Origin of the sequence: Xanthobacter albus (assembly GCF_043194895.2) — a bacterium.
GTDB lineage: Bacteria > Pseudomonadota > Alphaproteobacteria > Rhizobiales > Xanthobacteraceae > Xanthobacter.
This window is the reverse complement of record NZ_CM195532.1, coordinates 3,497,976-3,515,991: the sequence shown is the minus strand read 5'-3', so window position 1 is coordinate 3,515,991 and position 18,016 is coordinate 3,497,976. Positions and strand designations below refer to the sequence as shown.

13 protein-coding genes and 1 tRNA gene are annotated in these 18,016 nt (G+C 70.1%); 7 read left to right on the top strand and 7 right to left on the bottom strand.

Annotated features, from left to right (window positions below; genetic code table 11):
- Positions 1-106: 106 nt before the first annotated feature.
- The gene (locus V5F75_RS15825; RefSeq protein ID WP_394033744.1) at positions 107-1,447 is read left to right on the top strand and encodes a dicarboxylate/amino acid:cation symporter; all 1,341 of its coding nucleotides are present in this window, start codon (positions 107-109) and stop codon (positions 1,445-1,447) included.
- Between the two features lie 93 nt (positions 1,448-1,540).
- Here V5F75_RS15825 and V5F75_RS15820 read toward each other — a convergent pair whose 3' ends face one another.
- Positions 1,541-2,239: a pirin family protein gene (locus V5F75_RS15820; RefSeq protein ID WP_394033743.1), complete on the bottom strand. Its 699-nt coding sequence runs from the start codon at positions 2,237-2,239 to the stop codon at positions 1,541-1,543.
- 109 nt (positions 2,240-2,348) lie between these two features.
- Between V5F75_RS15820 and V5F75_RS15815 the strand changes: the two genes are divergently transcribed.
- Positions 2,349-3,314, top strand: a complete 966-nt coding sequence (locus tag V5F75_RS15815; protein ID WP_394033742.1) for a LysR family transcriptional regulator — start codon at positions 2,349-2,351, stop codon at positions 3,312-3,314.
- Between the two features lie 124 nt (positions 3,315-3,438).
- On the opposite strand, the gene V5F75_RS15810 is transcribed toward V5F75_RS15815, so the two are convergent.
- The 4 genes from V5F75_RS15810 to V5F75_RS15795 all read right to left on the bottom strand — a co-directional run bounded on the left by V5F75_RS15810 (position 3,439) and on the right by V5F75_RS15795 (position 7,348).
- A complete protein-coding gene (locus tag V5F75_RS15810; protein WP_394033741.1) occupies positions 3,439-4,809 on the bottom strand; it encodes an alkaline phosphatase family protein in 1,371 nt (456 codons plus the stop codon).
- A 117-nt stretch (positions 4,810-4,926) separates the two neighbouring features.
- Positions 4,927-5,880 (bottom strand): ribose-phosphate pyrophosphokinase, encoded by a 954-nt coding sequence (locus tag V5F75_RS15805; protein WP_394033740.1) that lies wholly within the window; start codon positions 5,878-5,880, stop codon positions 4,927-4,929.
- Positions 5,881-5,962: 82 nt separating this feature from the next.
- Entirely contained in the window at positions 5,963-6,559 is a 597-nt protein-coding gene (locus tag V5F75_RS15800) for a hypothetical protein (RefSeq protein ID WP_394033739.1), read from the bottom strand.
- Between the two features lie 237 nt (positions 6,560-6,796).
- Positions 6,797-7,348, bottom strand: a complete 552-nt coding sequence (locus V5F75_RS15795) for an RBBP9/YdeN family alpha/beta hydrolase (protein WP_394033738.1) — start codon at positions 7,346-7,348, stop codon at positions 6,797-6,799.
- 228 nt (positions 7,349-7,576) lie between these two features.
- Between V5F75_RS15795 and V5F75_RS15790 the strand changes: the two genes are divergently transcribed.
- The 3 genes from V5F75_RS15790 (at position 7,577) to pbpC (ending at position 15,825) form a co-directional block, all read left to right on the top strand.
- On the top strand, positions 7,577-8,155 hold the full coding sequence (locus V5F75_RS15790; protein ID WP_394034083.1) for a glycosyltransferase: 579 nt from the start codon (positions 7,577-7,579) through the stop codon (positions 8,153-8,155).
- A gap of 249 nt (positions 8,156-8,404) precedes the next feature.
- Entirely contained in the window at positions 8,405-13,699 is a 5,295-nt protein-coding gene (locus V5F75_RS15785; RefSeq protein ID WP_394033737.1) for an alpha-2-macroglobulin family protein, read from the top strand.
- Entirely contained in the window at positions 13,696-15,825 is a 2,130-nt protein-coding gene (gene pbpC / locus V5F75_RS15780) for a penicillin-binding protein 1C (RefSeq protein ID WP_394033736.1), read from the top strand. Before V5F75_RS15785 ends, pbpC begins: the two co-directional genes overlap by 4 nt.
- Before the next feature lie 94 nt (positions 15,826-15,919).
- On the opposite strand, the gene V5F75_RS15775 is transcribed toward pbpC, so the two are convergent.
- On the bottom strand, positions 15,920-16,141 hold the full coding sequence (locus V5F75_RS15775; protein ID WP_509212098.1) for a hypothetical protein: 222 nt from the start codon (positions 16,139-16,141) through the stop codon (positions 15,920-15,922).
- A 212-nt stretch (positions 16,142-16,353) separates the two neighbouring features.
- Here V5F75_RS15775 and V5F75_RS15770 point away from each other — a divergent pair.
- A tRNA-Gln gene (locus tag V5F75_RS15770) sits at positions 16,354-16,427 on the top strand.
- 158 nt (positions 16,428-16,585) lie between these two features.
- Here V5F75_RS15770 and V5F75_RS15765 read toward each other — a convergent pair.
- Positions 16,586-17,209 (bottom strand): hypothetical protein, encoded by a 624-nt coding sequence (locus V5F75_RS15765; protein ID WP_394033734.1) that lies wholly within the window; start codon positions 17,207-17,209, stop codon positions 16,586-16,588.
- 335 nt (positions 17,210-17,544) lie between these two features.
- On the opposite strand from V5F75_RS15765, the gene V5F75_RS15760 reads away from it, so the two are divergent.
- A complete protein-coding gene (locus V5F75_RS15760; protein ID WP_394033733.1) occupies positions 17,545-17,997 on the top strand; it encodes a hypothetical protein in 453 nt (150 codons plus the stop codon).
- Positions 17,998-18,016: the final 19 nt, after the last annotated feature.

The window sequence follows — 18,016 nt, the reverse complement described above, 5'->3', positions numbered from 1 at the left end:
GGAAGAGGAACGCCTGCACGGCGAACGTGCGGGCATTGCATCACCCATTCGGCTTCGACGTCGCCCGGCCCAAGAGGCGCGACGAGGCCGGCGGAGGAAACGGTCCATGGCTCCCATGATCCCGGCGGCGGCGCCCCAGGCGCCTCGCAGGTTCCATCAGCATTTGTATTTCCAGGTTCTCGTCGCCATTGGCGCGGGCATCCTGCTCGGCCATTTCTACCCGAGCCTCGGCGCCGACATGAAGCCGCTCGGCGACGCCTTCATCAAGCTGGTGAAGATGGTGATCGCGCCGGTGATCTTCCTCACCGTCGTCACCGGCATCGCCGGCATGCGGGACCTCGGCAAGGTGGGCCGCGTGGCCGGCAAGGCCATGCTCTACTTCATCACCTTCTCCACCCTGGCGCTCATCGTCGGGCTGGTGGTGGGCAATGTGATCCAGCCCGGCTCCGGCCTCAACATCGATCCCCGGACCCTCGACCACAAGGCGGTCGCGGACTACGCCGCCAAGGCCCATGACCAGACGCTCATCGGCTTCCTGATGGGGGTCATCCCGAACACGCCCGTCAGCGCGCTCGCGTCCGGCGACATCCTGCAGGTGCTGTTCTTCTCGGTGCTGTTCGGCATCGCGCTCGGCGCCATCGGCGAGCGCGGCGAGCCGGTGATGCACGTGCTGCAGTCGTCGGCCCAGGCCATGTTCAAGCTGGTGGCCATCCTGATGAAGGCCGCCCCCATTGGCGCCTTCGGCGCCATGGCGTTCACCATCGGCAAGTACGGCATCGGCTCGGTGGCGAACCTCGCGCTGCTGATCGCCACCTTCTACCTCACCTCCCTCATCTTCGTGCTGGGCGTGCTGGGCGTGGTGGCGCGCTACAACGGCTTCTCCATCCTGGCGCTCATCCGCTACATCAAGGAAGAGCTGCTGCTGGTGCTCGGCACCTCCTCTTCCGAGGCGGCGCTGCCGTCCCTCATGGAGAAGATGGAGCGCGCGGGCTGCGGCAAGTCGGTGGTGGGCCTCGTCATTCCCACCGGCTATTCGTTCAACCTGGACGGCACCAACATTTACATGACGCTGGCGTCGCTGTTCATCGCGCAGGCGGTGGGCATCCACCTGTCGCTGTGGGACCAGATCCTGCTGCTGCTGGTGGCCATGCTCTCCTCCAAGGGCGCGGCGGGCATCACCGGGGCCGGCTTCATCACCCTGGCGGCGACCCTCTCCGTGGTGCCCTCGGTGCCGGTGGAGGGCATGGCCCTCATCCTGGGCATCGACCGCTTCATGTCGGAGTGCCGCGCGCTCACCAACTTCACCGGCAATGCGGTGGCCACCATCGTCGTCGCCCGCTGGGAGAACGACCTGGACAAGGCGCAGCTCGACGCGGCGCTTCATGGCCGTGTCGCCGAAACGGCGGAGCAGCCCATCGACATGGCGACGCCGTCGCCCATCGACTGAGCGCGAAGGGCCCGTCCTTCCATCCCGCGCGAAAGGCCGCCCTGCTGCACAGCGGGGCGGCCTTTCCTTTCGGTGAGCCCTGAGGCGGGCGGCTCAGGCGGCGTCCACCAGGATCACCTCGGCGTCGTCCAGGGCCTTCACGGTCACAGCCGCCTCGTCGCGGATGGCGGCGCCGTCACGCTCGCTGACGCGGATGCCGTTCACCTCCACCGCGCCGCGGGCGGTCACGAGATAGAGGTGGCGCCCCGGATCGGCGGCATAGGTGGCGCTGTCGCCGGCCTTGATGGTCGCCGCCACCAGACGGGCGTCGGCGCGGATCATCAGCGCGCCCTCGTCGCCCTTGCGGCCGCTGGCGAGAGTGACGAACCGGCCGGAACGCTCGCCCTTCGGGAACGGCTGGGCCGCCCAGCGGGGCTCGCCGCCGCGCTCCTCGGGGATGATCCAGATCTGGAAGATCTTCGTCAGCCCCTTCTCCATGTTGTACTCGGAGTGGCGGATGCCGGTGCCGGCGCTCATCACCTGCACGTCGCCCGCCTCGGTGCGGCCGCGGTTGCCTTGGTCGTCCTGGTGGGTGATGGCCCCCTCGCGCACATAGGTGATGATCTCCATGTCGCGGTGGGGATGGAGCGGAAAGCCGGTGCCGGCGGCGATCTCGTCGTCGTTCCACACCCGCAGGTTGCCCCAGTGGACGCGGTTCTGGTCGAAATAGTCGGCGAAGGAGAAATGGTGCTTGGTGTCGAGCCAGCCGTGGTCGGCGCCGCCCAGGCGGTCGAAGGGACGCAGTTCGATCATGGTGAACTCCTCTCCGCCCGTTCGGTGACGGGCTGTTCGGTGTCCGCGTTTGGACTGCGGCGAATATGGCATTGAATATCGGAAGCAAAAATGGAAACAATGGAAACTCATGGTTTCCGATCGCGCACCCCACCGCCTGCCGGATCTCGAAGGCTGGGCCATCTTCGCCAAGGTCGTGGAGGCGGGCTCCTTCGCCCGCGCCGCGGCCGAGCTGGGCCTGTCCAAGGCCACCGTCTCCAAGGCCATCGGCCGGCTGGAGGAGCGCCTCGGCACGCGGCTGATGCACCGCACGGCGCGCCGCCTCTCCCTCACGGGCGCCGGGCGCGCCGCCGCCGAGAGCGCGGCACGCCTCGTCGCCGAGGCCGAGGCGGCCGAGGCCGAGGCGGTTTCCCAGTCGGTGGAGCCGCACGGCGTGGTGCGCATCGCCGCGCCCATGTCGTTCGGCCTGCGCCACGTGGCGCCGCTGCTGCCGGAGCTGATCGCGCGCTTTCCGCGGCTCTCGGTGGATCTGCACCTGAGCGACGCTGTGGTGGATCTGGTGGGGGAGGGGTTCGACCTCGCCCTGCGCATCGCGGCCCTGCCGTCCTCAAGCCTGAAGGTCCGGCGCATCTGCGCGGTGCGGCGCATCCTGGTGGGGGCGCCGGCCTATTTCGCGCGCCACGGGCGGCCGGCCCACCCGCGCGACCTCGAAGGCCATGCGTGCCTGGGCTATGCCTACCTGCCAGTGCCGGACCGCTGGCGCTTCGTGGACGGGGCGGGAGAGACGGCGACGGTGACGCCGGCGGGGCCGCTACGGGCCAACAATGCCGATGCGCTCACGCCGATGCTGCTGGCCGGGCTGGGGCTGGCGGTGCAGCCGGAGTTCATGGTGTGGCAGGACCTTGCCGCCGGCCGGCTGGAGCCGGCCCTGCCGGGCTGGTCCATGCCGGACCTCGCGCTCAACATCGTGATGCCGCCGGGCGGCCTGCGCCCGGCGCGGGTGACCGCGGTGGTGGATGTGCTGGCCGCGCGGCTGGCGGCGGCGCCTTGGGCTTTGGAGCTGAAGACGGCCCCCGCCGTGGGGACCGCCGGCTGAGCTCGCGCGGCGTTTGAGCGGACCCGCTTGGCACCGGTCGAAGACCGGGGCCCGCGGTATCCGTTGCGCCCGCGCGGCGTTCGAGCGAACCCGCTCGGCGCCGTCGAAGACTGGTCCGAAGGCCTCAGTTCAGCTCAAGCGTGTCGGTGAGGTCGTTGGCCTTGCCGTCGCGCTCGTTGAGCGGCACGAGGCCGTGGCGGGTCTCGATCAGCTTCAGCACCGAGGTGGTGTCGTAAAGGGTGTGGTCCACGAAGCCTTTCTTAGCGAAGGGCGAGATCACCAGGGTGGGGATGCGCATGCCCGGGCCCCAGCGGTCCACCTTCGGCGGCGCCACGTGGTCCCAATAGCCGCCGTTCTCGTCATAGGTGACGATGACCACCGTGTCCTTCCAGATGGGGCTGCGCTCGATCATGGCGATGATGTCGGCCGCCTGCCGGTCGCCGGCCAGCACGCTGGTGTAGCCGGGGTGCTCGTTGGCGACGCCGATGGGCTTGTAGAAGGAGACCGGCGGCAGCGTGCCGTTGTTGATGGCCTCGATGAAGTCCACGCCGTCCTTCAGGTGCTGGGCGCGGGCCTCGGTGCCGTCGCCGTAGGCCTTGAAATAGGCGAAGGGCTGGTGATGGAACTGGAACGACATGTCCGGCCGGCCGGCGATGGCGTCGTTCCACCCGCCCGAGTACCAGGCCCAGGCGATCCCCTTCTCGCTCAGCCGGTCGCCGATGGTGGCCGCCTCCTGAGGCGGCAGCAGCTTCGCCGGGTCGTTGGCGGCGGCCGGGCGGGGCGTGTAGGTGGAATAGATGGTGTTCACCGCATAGCCGTCCGGCGTCACGGCGCCATCCTTCTTGAGGGTGCCGTCGGGATTGAGCACGGCGCGGATGCCCTCGGGCGCGGCCTTGAACTCGGGCGCGCAGGCGCACACGAGATACATGTGGTTCAGGAACGAGCCGCCGAACGCCGCGTGGAAGAAGTTGTCCGCCAGCGTGTACTTCTGCGCGTAGCGCCACAGCGGCAGGCGGGCGCCGTCATAATAGCTCATGGTGAGGCCGCCGGCGTCGGAGATGGCCGCGAAGCGGTCCATCTTGCCGCCGTTGATCTGCTCCTGCTGCTGGTAGAAGCGGTGCACCAGATCGCCGGTGGTCTGCTCCAGGCCGGCGTAGGCGTCGGCGCGGAAGGGCTTGTTGGGCAGGTTGTCGGGGAAGCGGTTGTCGACCACCGCGGGCTTCAGGTTCACGTTCATGACCAGGGGAAGCTGGTCATAGGGCTTGCCGTCGCGGTCGGTCTGGGTAGCGGTGTCGCCGGCGGAGGCGATGCCATTGGCGCCGGGGAACAGGCCGTAGAGATTATCGAAGCTGCGGTTCTCCAGGAACAGCACGACGATGTGCCCCACCTTCTCCAGGCCCGGCTTCGGGGCCGGCGGCTCGGCCGCGCCGGCGGATGCGGCGCTGGCAAGAATGAAGGCTGCGGTGGATGCAAGGGCCAGGGAGCGGATGCGCATGGGAGGGGTCGCCGTCTGATCGAGGACGCCGCACCCTCCACATGTCCCATGACCGGCGGATGACGCTTGGAATCGTTCTAATCTTATTCCGCTACGTCATGCACGCCGGCGGAAACGTCAGTCGAACAGGCTGGAGACCGATTCCTCGTGCGCCGTGCGCGCGATGGCCTCGCCGATGAGGGTGCCGATGGAGAGCACGCGGATGTTGCGCGCCACGCGCACCGCCTCTGTGGGCTGGATGGAGTCGGTGATGACCAGCTCCTTCAGCTTGGAGGCCGTGATGCGCGCCACCGCCCCGCCCGAGAGCACGCCGTGGGTGATGTAGGCGTGCACCTCGCTGGCGCCGCGGGCGAGCAGGGCATCGGCGGCGTTCACCAGGGTGCCGCCGGAATCGATGATGTCGTCCACCAGGATGCAGCGGCGGCCTTCCACGTTACCGATGACGTTCATCACCTCGCTCTCACCGGGGCGCTCGCGGCGCTTGTCGACGATGGCGAGCGGGGCATCGATGCGCTTGGCGAGCGCGCGGGCGCGCACCACGCCGCCCACGTCCGGGGAAACCACCATCAGGTTCGAGAGCTCGAACCGCTCCTTGATGTCACGCACCATCACCGGGGCGGCGTAGAGGTTGTCGGTGGGGATGTCGAAGAAGCCCTGGATCTGGCCGGCGTGGAGATCCATCGTCATCACCCGGTCGGCGCCGGCGTGGGTGATGAGGTTGGCCACCAGCTTGGCGGAGATGGGCGTGCGCGGGCCGGGCTTGCGGTCCTGCCGGGCATAGCCGAAATAGGGCACGACCGCGGTGATGCGCTTGGCGGAGGCACGGCGCAGCGCATCGATGATGATGAGCAGCTCCATGAGATGGTCGTTGGCGGGGAACGAGGTGGACTGCACCACGAACGCATCCTGGCCGCGCACGTTCTCCTGGATCTCGACGAAGATTTCCATGTCCGCGAAGCGACGCACCACAGCCTTGGTGAGGGGGGTGGCGAGATAGGCGGCAATAGCTTCCGCCAGCGCGCGGTTGGAATTCCCCGCGACGAGCTTCATAGGACCGTTCTCCGCTGACATCTGACGCTCCACCCGCACTGCGGGTCGTTGAGGCTTGGGCTGCTCTGATAGGCGCCTGTGCGGGACCTTGTAAAGCGGCGGATCAGTTCGCCGCGTAGGCGAGAGCGCGGGTCGGCGCGGTCGCCTCGGCCACCGGGCCGACGCCGCTGCCGGGCTGCGCGGGCGCCTCCGCGGGGGTCTCCGTGGCCGCCGCAGGGGCTGCCTCTCCAGCCGCCGCAGGGGCCGCTTGCGCCGCCGCGCGCGGCGTGTCCGAGGCGGTGGCGACAGTGGTGGGCGCCGGAACGGGCTGGGCGCCCGCCGGGGCGGTGCCGGCGACCCCCAGGGTCTCCGCCAGCTCGGCCATGGAGCGGTCGGCGATCTTCGCCAGAACCGCGTCGTTGCAGGCGGCCCAGCCGGTGGCGCCCTTCACCGAACCCGCGCTTTCCTCGCCGGTGATGCGGGCGACGCGGGTCTTGTTCTGGTCGTAGACGTCCCAGGCATAGGCCACCGAGGCCTTGCCCCGCTCCACATGCATGGCGAGATAGCCCTTCACGCGGTAGGCGTTCGCCTCGTCGCGGGCGGCCACCTTCACCTGCCGGGCCTGCGCCTCGGAGGAGAGCTCGGCCACCAGCTTGTCGAAGGTGGGCTTGGGCGGGCCGTCGATGGAGACGAAGGCGAGGGCCCCACCGGAAGAGGCCATCCCGCTACCGTCGGTCTGGCATGCGGCGAGCGCAAGGCTCGTCAACAGAATGCTGGCCCGGAACACGGTGCCGAAGGAAAGGACGGAGGCGCGTGCCCGCTCCGCCTGCACATTTTCGGCCGGTTCCTGTGATTCCCGCATGTCGGCTCTCGCGTGATGCCTGATCCGCAAACAGGTAGCGGCAAACGCGGGGCGGGTCCAGAAAAACGGTTAAGGCCCTGTTAACAGCGGGGATGCTCAGCCGAGCCCGCGCAGGAAGCCCAGGAAGCGCATGGAGCCTTCCGGCCAGGGGCCGAAGCCGGCGGCGGCATTGATGTGGCCCGCCTCGCCCGCGTCCACCAGCTCGGCGCCCCAGGCGGCGGCCAGCTCCCCGGCCTGGGAATAAGCGCAATAGGGATCGTTGCGGCTCGCCACCACCACGGCCGGGAAGGGCAGGGGCGCGCGCGGCACCAGGGCGAAGGAGGCGAACAGCGGGTCACGCGCGGCGCCTTCGAGGTCCGGCGGCGCCACCAGGAAGGCGCCCGCCACCTTGCCGGCGGGCAGGCCGGGGGCGGCATGGGCCAGGGTGAGCACGCCCAGGGAATGGGCCACCACCACCACCGGCTTTTCCGCCGCAGCCACGGCCGCGCTCAGCGCCTGCGTCCAGGCCGTGCGGTCGGGCCGCGAGAAATCGGCCTGCTCCACCCGCTGCGCGGCGGAAAGGCGGCTCTCCCACCGGCTTTGCCAATGGTCGGCGTCGGAATCGTTCCAGCCCGGAACGATGAGAATGGTGGTATCGGACGACTTCATCGGGATATTCCGGCGCGGATGCGCGATAAGGATGCGCGATAAGGATGCGCGAGGGCGAACCTTCCGCTTGCCATATCCGGCGGGCGGGAGAAAGCCCGGTGGCCGGCGGTGTGGCGCCACGGTTGCGGCATTCCAGCCTTCACCTTGTGTGCATCGCGGAATCGACGTTGCTGCGCAGCGGCGGTATAGCTGTCATAAAAATGCGGGAGCCTTAGCCCTTTGCTGTCCGTGGTGATCGCCACCCACAATTCGGAACGCCAGCTGGTGCCGGTGCTGTCGGCGCTGGTGCAGGGCGTGACCGCCGGGGTGCTGCGCGACGTGATGCTGGTCGACAGCGGGTCCACAGACGACACCGCCGCCATCGCCGACGCCGCGGGTTGCGCCTTTCTCAGCTCCGTGAGCGACGTGGGCGTGCGCCTGCGCCAGGGCGCGGCGCTCGCGCGCGGGCGCTGGCTGCTGTTCCTGTCGCCGCGCTCCTTCCTGGAGGAGGGCTGGGCGCGCGAGGTCGCGAACTTCATCGAGACCGCCGAGCGGCGCGGCCAGGCCGAGCGCATGGCGGCCACCTTCCGTTTGGCGGTGGATGGCTACGGCCTGCGCCCCCGGCTGGGGGAGGCGGTGGCGGCGGCACGGCTGGCGCTGCTTGGGCTCCCCAATGCCGGCCAGGGCCTCCTGATCTCGCGCAAGCATTACGACCGGCTGGGCGGCCATCCCTCGGGCGTGAAGGCCGAGCGGCGGCTGGTGGCGCGCATCGGCCGGCGCCACATTCATCTGCTGCGCGCCCATGTCCTGCTGCCCGAGCGGGGCTGAGCCGGCTCAGGGCTTTCCGCGTCTTGTGGGCGCGATTCCCCCTTGGCGGAGCGGTGCCGTTGCGTCTAGATGTCTGCGCGGGGTCGGGCCGGCCTGCATCGCGCATGCGGCGGGCGGGTGCCGATGAGCCATTTCAGATGACATGAGGGTGTGTCGCGTCGCGCGGGAGCCCATGTGCCGGATGGTCCCCGCACCCCGCCCGACAGCGATGCCCCTCGAGCCACGATGCACGGCATCGGGGGAGGGGCCATGACATTCGCACGTCGTCTCGCCGCGCGTGGCCTGAAGGGCGCCCTGGGCGTCCTCTGCGCCGGCGCGCTCGCCTTCAGCCTCGCCCCCGCGATGGCTCAGCCCAAGCCGCCGGCAGCGGTGCCCGCGCCCACCGCGGCCCCGCAGGTGCCGGCCGCGCCCGCCCGGCCGGCTTCGGCCAAGACCTTCCAGCGCGCCGACCTCGTGACCGGCGCCAAGCGCTACGAGCGCCAGCTCCGCCGTGAGGCGAGCCCGCCTTCCGGCCCGCTCGACCGCGCCCGCCGCGACGCCGACCAGGCGCTCCAGCGCGGCGACGCCCGCTCCGCCGCCGCGCTCTACGGCAGCCTCGCCGTGGCGCAGCCGCAGGACGCGGGGGGATGGCTGCGCCTCGCCCGCGCGCTCGCCGCCATCAAGCCCGGCGAGGACGAGGACGCGAGCGCCCTCACCGACAACGCCCTCGCCGCCGCCTACATCTCCTATCGCCGGGCCGGCACGGCAGCGGCGGAGGCCGATGCCCTCGCCCTGGTGGGCCGCCTCTATGCCGCGCGCGGGCTGTGGAACGCGGCGCTGGAGACCATGAAGGCCTCCCTCGCCCTGCGCGACGCGCCCACGGAGCGCGCCTTCTATGAAAAGCTGAGGGAGGAGCACGGCTTCCGCCTGCTGGACTATACGGTGGAGGCGGACGCCGCCGCCCCGCGCGCCTGCGTGCAATTCTCCGACGACCTCGCCACGGGGGCGGATTTCGCGCCCTTCGTCCAGGTGGAGGGCATGGACAAGCCGGCGGTGACCGCCGAGGCGCGGCAGATCTGCGTGGAGGGGCTGAAGCACGGCGAGCGCTACGCTTTGCGCGTGCGCCCTGGCGTGCCCTCGGCCAATGGCGAAAGCCTGCGCAAGCCGGTCGAGCTCTCCTTCTACGTGCGCGACCGTGCGCCGTCCGTGCGCTTCACGGGCCGCAACTATGTGCTGCCGCGCACCGGACAGAAGGGCATTCCCGTCGTCTCGGTGAACACCCAGGCGGTGAAGGTGAACATCCTGCGCATCGGCGACCGGGCCCTGGTGCCCACCGCCATCCAGGGAGAGTTCCGGCAGAATATCGATTCCTATGTGCGCGAGCAGATGGCGGCGGGCACCGCCCTCACGGTCTATTCCGGCATCCTGGAGACGGAGAGCCCCCTCAACGCCGATGTGACCACCGCCGTGCCCATCACTGAGGCGGTCGGCAAGCTGGAGCCGGGCGTCTACGTGATGACCGCCAAGCCTGACCGGGTGCTCGGCGACGACGAATACGGCGCCGAGGCCACCCAGTGGTTCATCGTCTCGGACCTCGGCCTCACCGCCCTTTCGGGGCAGGATGGCGTGCACGTGCTGGTGCGCGCGCTGGGCACCGCCCAGCCGGTGGCCGACGCCAGCGTGCAGCTCGTGGCGAAATCCAACGAGGTGCTGGGCGAGGCGCGCTCCGACGCGGACGGCCATGTGCGCTTCGACGCCGGCCTCTCGCGCGGGCCGGCGGGGCTGGAGCCGGAGGTGGTGATCGCCCGCACCAAAAGCGGCGACTACGCTTTCCTCTCCCTGAAGGAGACGGCATTCGACCTCACCGACCGGGGTGTCGCCGGCCGCGAGGCGCCGCGCGCCCTCGACGCTTTCGTGACCCCCGAGCGCGGCGTCTACCGCTCGGGCGAGACGGTGCACCTCGCGGTGCTGCTGCGCGATGCCCAGGGCCGCGCGGCGGCGGGCGTGCCGCTCACCCTGGTGCTCCAGCGCCCCGACGGGGTGGAGGATCGCCGCCTGGTGGTGGCCGACCAGTCGGCCGGCGGCCGCGTGGTGGACCTCGCCCTGCTCAAGGGCGCCATGACCGGGACGTGGCGCGTGCGCGCCTTCACCGATCCGAAGCTCCCCGCCCTGGGCGAGGCCGCCTTCCTGGTGGAGGACTATGTGCCGGACCGGGTGGAGTTCACCCTTTCCGCGCCGGATGGGAAGCTCTCCCGCGCCCGCCCGTCCGAGGTGCTGCTGGAGGGCCGCTTCCTGTTCGGCGCGCCGGCCGCGGGTCTCGATGTGGAGGCGGAGACCGAGGTGCGCATCGCGCAGGAGCGCAAGGGCTTCGAGGGCTACCGCTTCGGCAATGCCGAGGACAACGTGCTGCCCGAGCGCCAGCCGGTGGCCGACACGCCCCGCACCGACGCCGCCGGCAAGGCGACGCTCCGGGTGGCCGCCGCGAACCTGCCGCGCACCGACCGGCCGCTGGAGATGGAGACGCTGGTGCGCCTCGTGGAGGCGGGCGGCCGCGCCGTGCAGCGCAGCATCGTGCTGCCGGTGGCGCCCGCGGGCAGTACCATCGGCGTGAAGCCCCTCTTCACCGACCGCGTGCGGGAAGGGGAGACAGCCGGTTTCGACGTGGTGGTGGCCGCCGCCGACGGCAAGCTGCTCGCCGCTCCCGATCTCGGCTGGAGACTCTCGAAGATCGAGACCCGCTACCAGTGGTACAAGGTGGGCAATTCCTGGGACTATGAGCCGGTGAAGGTGGTGACCCGCGTGGGCGAGGGGCGCCTTTCTGTGCCCGCAGGCGGCCCCGCGCGGCTCTCGGTGCCCACGCAATACGGCCGCTACCGCCTCGACGTGACGGGAGACGGCCTGCCTCTCACCTCCCTCGCATTCGATGCCGGCTTCGGCGGCGACGGCACGGCCGACACGCCCGACAAGCTGGAGCTGACCCTCGGCCGCAAGGCCTACGCCACCGGCGAGAGCGTGGAGGCCACCATCACCGCCCGCACCGCCGGCACCGCCACCGTGATGGTGCTGAACGAGGGGCTGCTGGCGCAGAAGGTGGTGCCCGTTTCCCCCGGCGCCAACACCGTGAGCTTCAAGGTGGCGGAGGGCTGGGGCCCCGGCGCCTATCTGGTCGCCTTCCTGCACCGGCCGCTGGATGTGGCGGCCGGGCGCATGCCGGGCCGGGCCCTGGGCCTTGCCTGGTTCTCCGTGGACCGCGAGGCTCGCACCCTGAAGGTGGAGCTTTCCCCGCCCGCGGCCATGCGGCCGAACGAGAGCCTCGCCGTGCCGGTGCGCGTTTCCGGCGTCGAGCCGGGCGGCAAGGCGTTCGTGACGGTGGCGGCGGTGGATGTGGGCATCCTCAATCTCACCGGCTTCAAGCCGCCGGCGCCCGATGCGGTGATCTTCGGCCAGCGCCGGCTCTCGCCCGAGATCCGCGACCTCTACGGCGCGCTCATCGACGGCATGCAGGGCAATGCCGGGCGCCTGCGCTCGGGCGGCGACGGCATGGAGGCGGCGCTGCAGGCGAGCCCGCCCACCCAGGCACCGCTGGCCCTGTTCTCCGGCATCGTGCCGGTGGCGGCGGATGGCACGGCACTCGTCACCTTCCCCATCCCCGCCTTCGACGGCACCGTGCGGCTCATGGCCATGGCCTGGAGCACGGACAAGCTCGGCCATGCCTCCGCCGACGTGACCGTGCGCGACAAGGTGGTGGTGCTCGCCACCCTGCCGCGCTTCCTCGCCGCCGGCGACCGCTCGACGCTGACCCTCGACCTCACGAACGTGGAGGCGCCGGCCGGCATCTACCGTCTCGACGTCACCGGCACCGGCGCGGCCGCCGTGCCCCAGGCGGCGCCGGAGGTGACGCTGGCGGAGAAGCAGCGCCTGCCGGTGCGGCTGGCGGTGGAGGGGCGCGGCGTCGGCCCGGCCACCATCGAGGTGAAGCTCACGGGGCAGGGGGTGGAGATCACCCGCAGCTTCGCGCTGAACGTGCGCCCGGCCTATCCGGAGATCGAGCGGCGCACCGTGCGCACCCTCGCCCCCGGCGAGAGCCTGACCCTCTCGAAGGCGCTGCTCGCCGACCTCCTGCCCGGAACCGGCGCGGTGGCGGTGAGCGTGACGCCGGACAGCGCCATCGACGTGCCGGCCCTGCTGGCGGCCCTCGATCGCTACCCCTACGGCTGCTCCGAGCAGATCACCAGCCGCGCCCTGCCGCTGCTCTCCTACAACGATCTCTCCGCCCTGGTGGGCCGCGCGCCGGATCCGGGCGCGGACGGGCGCATCCGTGATGCCGTCACCCGGCTGATGTCCCGCCAGGGCTCGGATGGCTCCTTCGGCCTGTGGGGCGCCGGCGGCGAGGACACGTGGCTCGACGCCTATGTGGCCGATTTCCTCACCCGCGCGCGGGAGAAGGGCTTCGCGGTGCCGGAGCAGGCGTTCACCCTCGCCCTTGACCGCCTGCGCAACACGATGAACCTCGCGGGGGCGGAGATGCAATCCACCTCCGAGGGGCTCGCCTACGCGCTCTACGTGCTTGCCCGCAACGGCCGCGCGCCGCTGGGGGACCTGCGCTACATCGCCGACACGCGGCTGAAGAACCTCACCGGCCCCCTCGCCCAGGCGCAGGTAGCTGCGGCCCTCGCGCTGCTGGGGGATCGCACCCGCGCGGAGCGGGTGTTCAACGTGGCGCTGGACGGCCTGCCGGCCAATCCCGCCGACCCGGTGGCGGGGCGGGCCGATTTCGGCTCCGTGCTGCGCGATGCGGCGGCGCTCACCGTGCTCGCCCGCGAGGCGGGGATGGAGAAATATGCCAGCCTCGCCCTCTCCCGCGTGGATGCTGCGCGGATGCGGACCGAGCGCACCTCCACCCAGGAGAATGCCTGGCTCATCCTCGCCGCCGCCTCGCTGGTGGACGGCGCCAAGGCCATGGTGCTGGACGTGAACGGCGCGGCGGAGCGGGGCGTGTTCGGCCGCACCCTCTCCCGCGCGGAGCTGGAGCGCGGGCCCCTGGCCCTGCGCAACGCCGGGACGGCGCCGGTGAAGGTGGTGGTCTCCATCAATGGCGCGCCGGCGGCGGCCGAGCCGGCCATCGCCCATGGCTTCGACCTGGAGCGGAGCTACTACACCCTCGACGGCAAGCCGGCCGATCCGGCCAAGGCCACCCAGAACCAGCGCTTCGCGGTGGTGCTCAAGGTGAGCGAAGCCGAGGGCACGCTCGCCGACATCCTCCTGGTGGACTACCTGCCGGCGGGCTTCGAGATCGAGAACCCCAGCCTCGTGCAGGGCGGGGACGGCGGCTTCGCCTGGCTCGACGAAACCAGCGAGGCGAGCCACGTGGAGTTCCGCGACGACCGCTTCGTCGCCTCCGTGACGCGGCAGGAGGGGGATGGCCCGTTCGTGGTGGCCTATGTGGTGCGGGCGGTCTCGCCCGGCCGCTATGCCCACCCGCCGGCGGTGGTGGAGGACATGTACCGCCCCGACCGCTTCGCCCGCACCGGCGCCGGCACCGTGGAGGTGGCCCCGGCCCGATGAGCGCGACCGGACCCGAGAGCCCGGACGGCCTTTCCGCCGCCACCGCCGGGCGCTGTCTCCCGCTCGCCGTGCGCCTCGTGGCGGTGACGGCGGTGGCGTTCGCGCTCATCGGCGGCGGCGCGGTGGCCGGGCTCGCCGGGCTTCGGGGGGCGGCGCCGCCCGCGCCCCATCCGCCCGTCTCGCGCGAGGTGGTGGACCGCGAGGGGCGCCTGCTGCGTCCGTTCGCGCTGGCCGATGGCCGCTGGCGCCTCGCCGCCACGGCGGAGGACGTGGACCCGCGCCTCGTCACCTTTATCGCGGCATATGAGGACAAGCGCTTCGCGGACCATGGCGGCATCGATCCCGTGGCCATGGCCCGCGCGGCGTGGCAGGGGCTCACCGCCGGGCGGGTGGTGTCGGGGGGCTCCACGCTCACCATGCAGGTGGCGCGCCTGCTGGAGCCGCCGCGCCCGCGCACCCTGCCGGCGAAGCTCGCCCAGATGCGCCGCGCCCTGGAGCTGGAGGCGCGCCTCTCCAAGGCGGATATCCTCTCGCTTTATCTCACGCTCGCGCCCTATGGCGGCAATATCGAGGGCGTGCGGGCGGCCACGCTCACCTATTTCGGCAAGGAGCCACGCCGGCTCACCCTGGGCGAGGCGGCGCTGCTGGTGGCGCTGCCCCAGTCGCCCGAGGCGCGCCGGCCGGATCGCGCCCCGGCGGCGGCCCGCGCGGCGCGCGACCGCGTGCTCGACCGCCTGCTGCGGGAAGGCGTCGTCTCCGCCGACGAGGCGCGGGTGGCGAAGGCCGAGCCGGTGCCGCACGGCCGCCGGCCCCTGCCGCGCCTCGCGCCCCACCTCGCGGAGGACATGGTGGCGGAGCGGCCCGGCCTGAGCCGCCACCCGCTCGCCCTCGACGGGCCGCTCCAGGAGCGCCTGGAGGCGCTGGTGCGTGAGCGCGCGCAGGCGCTGGGGCGGGGCCTCTCCGCCGCACTCCTGGTGGTGGACAACGAGAGCGGCGAGGTGCGCGCCTATGTGGGTTCGGCCGACTTTTCCGATCGGGTCCGGGCCGGCGAGGTGGACCTTGCCCGCGCCGTGCGCTCGCCCGGCTCCACCCTCAAGCCCTTCATCTATGCGCTCGCCTTCGACGACGGCATCGCCCATCCGGAGACGCTGATCGAGGATCGCCCCGTGCGTTTCGGCGCCTGGCGGCCGGAGAATTTCGATCGCGCCTTCCAGGGCACCCTCTCCGTGCGCAAGGCGCTGCAGCTTTCGCTGAACGTGCCGGCGGTGCGCCTGCTGGATGCGGTGGGGCCGCAGCGCCTCGCCAGCCGCCTGAAGGAGGCCGGCGCCCGGCTGGAGCTGCCGCCGGGCGCGGCACCGGCCCTGCCCATGGGCCTCGGCGGCGTGGGCATCCGCCTCACGGATCTCGCCATGCTTTATTCCGCGCTGGCGCGGGGCGGGGAGGCGCGCCCCCTCGTCTATCGCCGCGACGACGGGGTCCTGGCGGCACCCCGCCGCGCCCGCCTCGTGGGCGAGGTGGCGGCCTGGTATGTGGGCCAGTGCCTCACCGGCACGCCGGCACCGGAAAACGCGCTCGGCGGGCGCATCGCCTTCAAGACCGGCACCTCATACGGCTATCGCGATTCCTGGGCGGTGGGCTTCGACGGCCGGCGCACGGTGGCGGTGTGGGTGGGGCGTCCCGACGGGCAGGCGGTGTCCGACCTGACCGGCCGCAGCGCGGCGGCGCCGCTGCTGTTCGACGCTTTCGCCCGCATCGTGCGCACCCCGGCGGCCCTCGGACCGGTGCCGCGCGGCGCGCTCGTGGCCGCCAATCCGCGCCTGCCGCCGCCCCAGCGGCATTTCGGCGGGCCGGGGGAGGGGCGGGGCATGCAGGTGGTCTACCCGCCCGATGGCGCGCGCGTGGCGCGGGACAATGCCGAAGAGGCTTCGCCGGGCGAGGATGGCGCCTTTGCGGTGAAGGTGGAGGGCGGCACGCTGCCGCTGACCTTGCTGGTGGACGGGCGCCCCGCGGCCCATGCGGAGGACCGGCGGGTGCTGTTCTGGAACCCGGCCGGGCGCGGATTCGCGCGCATCACCGTCATCGACGCCGCCGGCCGGGCCGACAGCGTGACCGTGCGGGTGGAATAGGAGGCAAGAAAAATCCCGCCCATCATGGATGAGCGGGATTAAGTCCTTGGGAGGAAACGAAACCTTGGAACAGGCCGGCGCCGCCGGCTGAAATTCAATGCCGCGGATGGAGGGTGGTGTCCGCCTCGTCCTCGCGGGGCAGGCCCATGAACTCCCGCTCGCTATTGCCAAGATGGGTGGGATCTTCATAGCGATCCGCCATCCGGCGCGCGTCGGCGACAGCCGCGAAAAACTCGGACATCGCGGCACCGACCCGTGCGACGAAACCGTGCCCCTCAGGGGCGCTCGCGTGAACGGTAGCCATCTCGAACTCCATCAGCTTCCCCACAGATAGGCCGGAGCGATGCGGCGCAACAGGGGGGCTTGTGCATGGCACCAATGCGCACTCTGTATGAGTGCGAGCCTGTGGATGACTCAAAAAGGGGCTGGACCACCTTCGACGAATTTCGTATCAAGCGCCCCTGCCCACGGGCAAACACCTCGAACCCCCGCTCTTCCGGCTTCGGTCGGCGGCGGCAGGCGAGATGGTGGGGGATAGTTCAACGGTAGAACCGCGGACTCTGACTCCGTTAATCCTGGTTCGAATCCAGGTCCCCCAGCCAACACAACTATCTGAAATCAAACGGCGAATTCCGGAGAGCCCCACTATAGGGCACTCGCAACATGTCGCGCTGTTTCCCTTGAGTTTCGGTGATTTTCGCGCGGTGACGGCAATTCCGCGCGACATGGAACGCGACATGGAACGTGCTCGGTCGGCCCCTCAGGAGCCGGCTGGCGGTGGCTTCGTGACAGCTTCAAGGGCAGCGCGGACGGTGCGGTACAGAGCGCTGAGGTTGACGCTGATGACCCTGCGTAATGCCCCTTTGGGATCTTCGGTTCGCATAGAGCTGTGCGGGTGCGGCGCTCCATGACGGCCACGCCAATTGTCCCAAATATCGAATTCGCCGACGTGGTGCACTTCTGCTTCATTCCATGATGTAATGAAAGAATCTCCAGACACAGACCAAGAGCTTAGGAAAGCGGGCCTGAATGATAACAGTGTGTCTGCATCATCTGTAGCGTCAGTATCGATGGATCCCCAGGCCATCGGCCAGTATCTTTTTATAAATAACTGAATTTTTTTTGGGTCTAAGCCGCATTCTGCGAGTTCAAGGCAAAATGCCCATAGCATAATGTCTTCTATTCGGTATGAAATACGCCTTCCTGTTCCGGGTCGCGATGGAGCGATGCCCATCTTTTGCATGTTTTTTAGCCGCCCGCGGATAGCTCCTTCGGCAAAGGCTCTAACCTCTGGATCGCATTCCCATTCCTGATCTGGAAACGCGAACGCAGACCTGTACATTCTTACCAGCGCCGCCTCGACCTGCTTGTAGCTGTATTCCATTGTCCCGCACCCCGTGTCCGCACCTGAAGGCTACAGCGTTTCGGCGTAGGTTCAAGTTTGAGATTGACACTCTAGGGAACTGATCGTCATTTTATAATCTCAAGTTTGAACCTAAGATTCGAGGCGGACATGGCACGGCGGTGGCAACGGGCGGAGGAAAACCGCATTGGGCTCGTTTGGGGAATCAAGGAGATAGCGGCGGAGATCGGCCGCACCCCGCGGCAGACCTACACAATGCTGGTGGGCGGGTCTCTGCCTGCGAAGCTGGTGGGCCGGCGCTGGTGCGCGAGCCGGGAGGAGCTGCGCCGGTTTTTCTCCAACCTCGGAGCGGCGGCATGAGCACGAAGGTTGGAGAGGCCACGATCCGTGGCAAGCAGGTCTCGTTCTTCACGCCTCCGCACGATGAGCCCGACTTCTTGTGGGTGGACATGGAGGAACTCGCCCGCGCGTTCGTCCCCCGTCGGGACGTGAAGCGGATGGTGGAAATCGCGCGCAAGTTTGCCGGGGGGAATGCCCGCGCCTATGCGACGGCCCGGAATGAGGACCGGATCGCAACCATCGTGTGCCACGTCATGGCTCAGGGCTTCTGCGGCTTGGTCGATCATCTGGCCGGCTACGGCGAGGAGGAGCACGGGCCGGCGCACACCGACTACTGTTTTGCCTCTGCTGACATAGAGATCAAGCACGGACCAAAGCGCGGCTTCGAGGACATCTTCGCCGCGTTCCACAACGTGGGTGGCCCGTTCATGCGCGGCCTAAAACACGATCAAGATGGGGGCGCCGCATGAGCCCCCTCCAGAAAAGCGA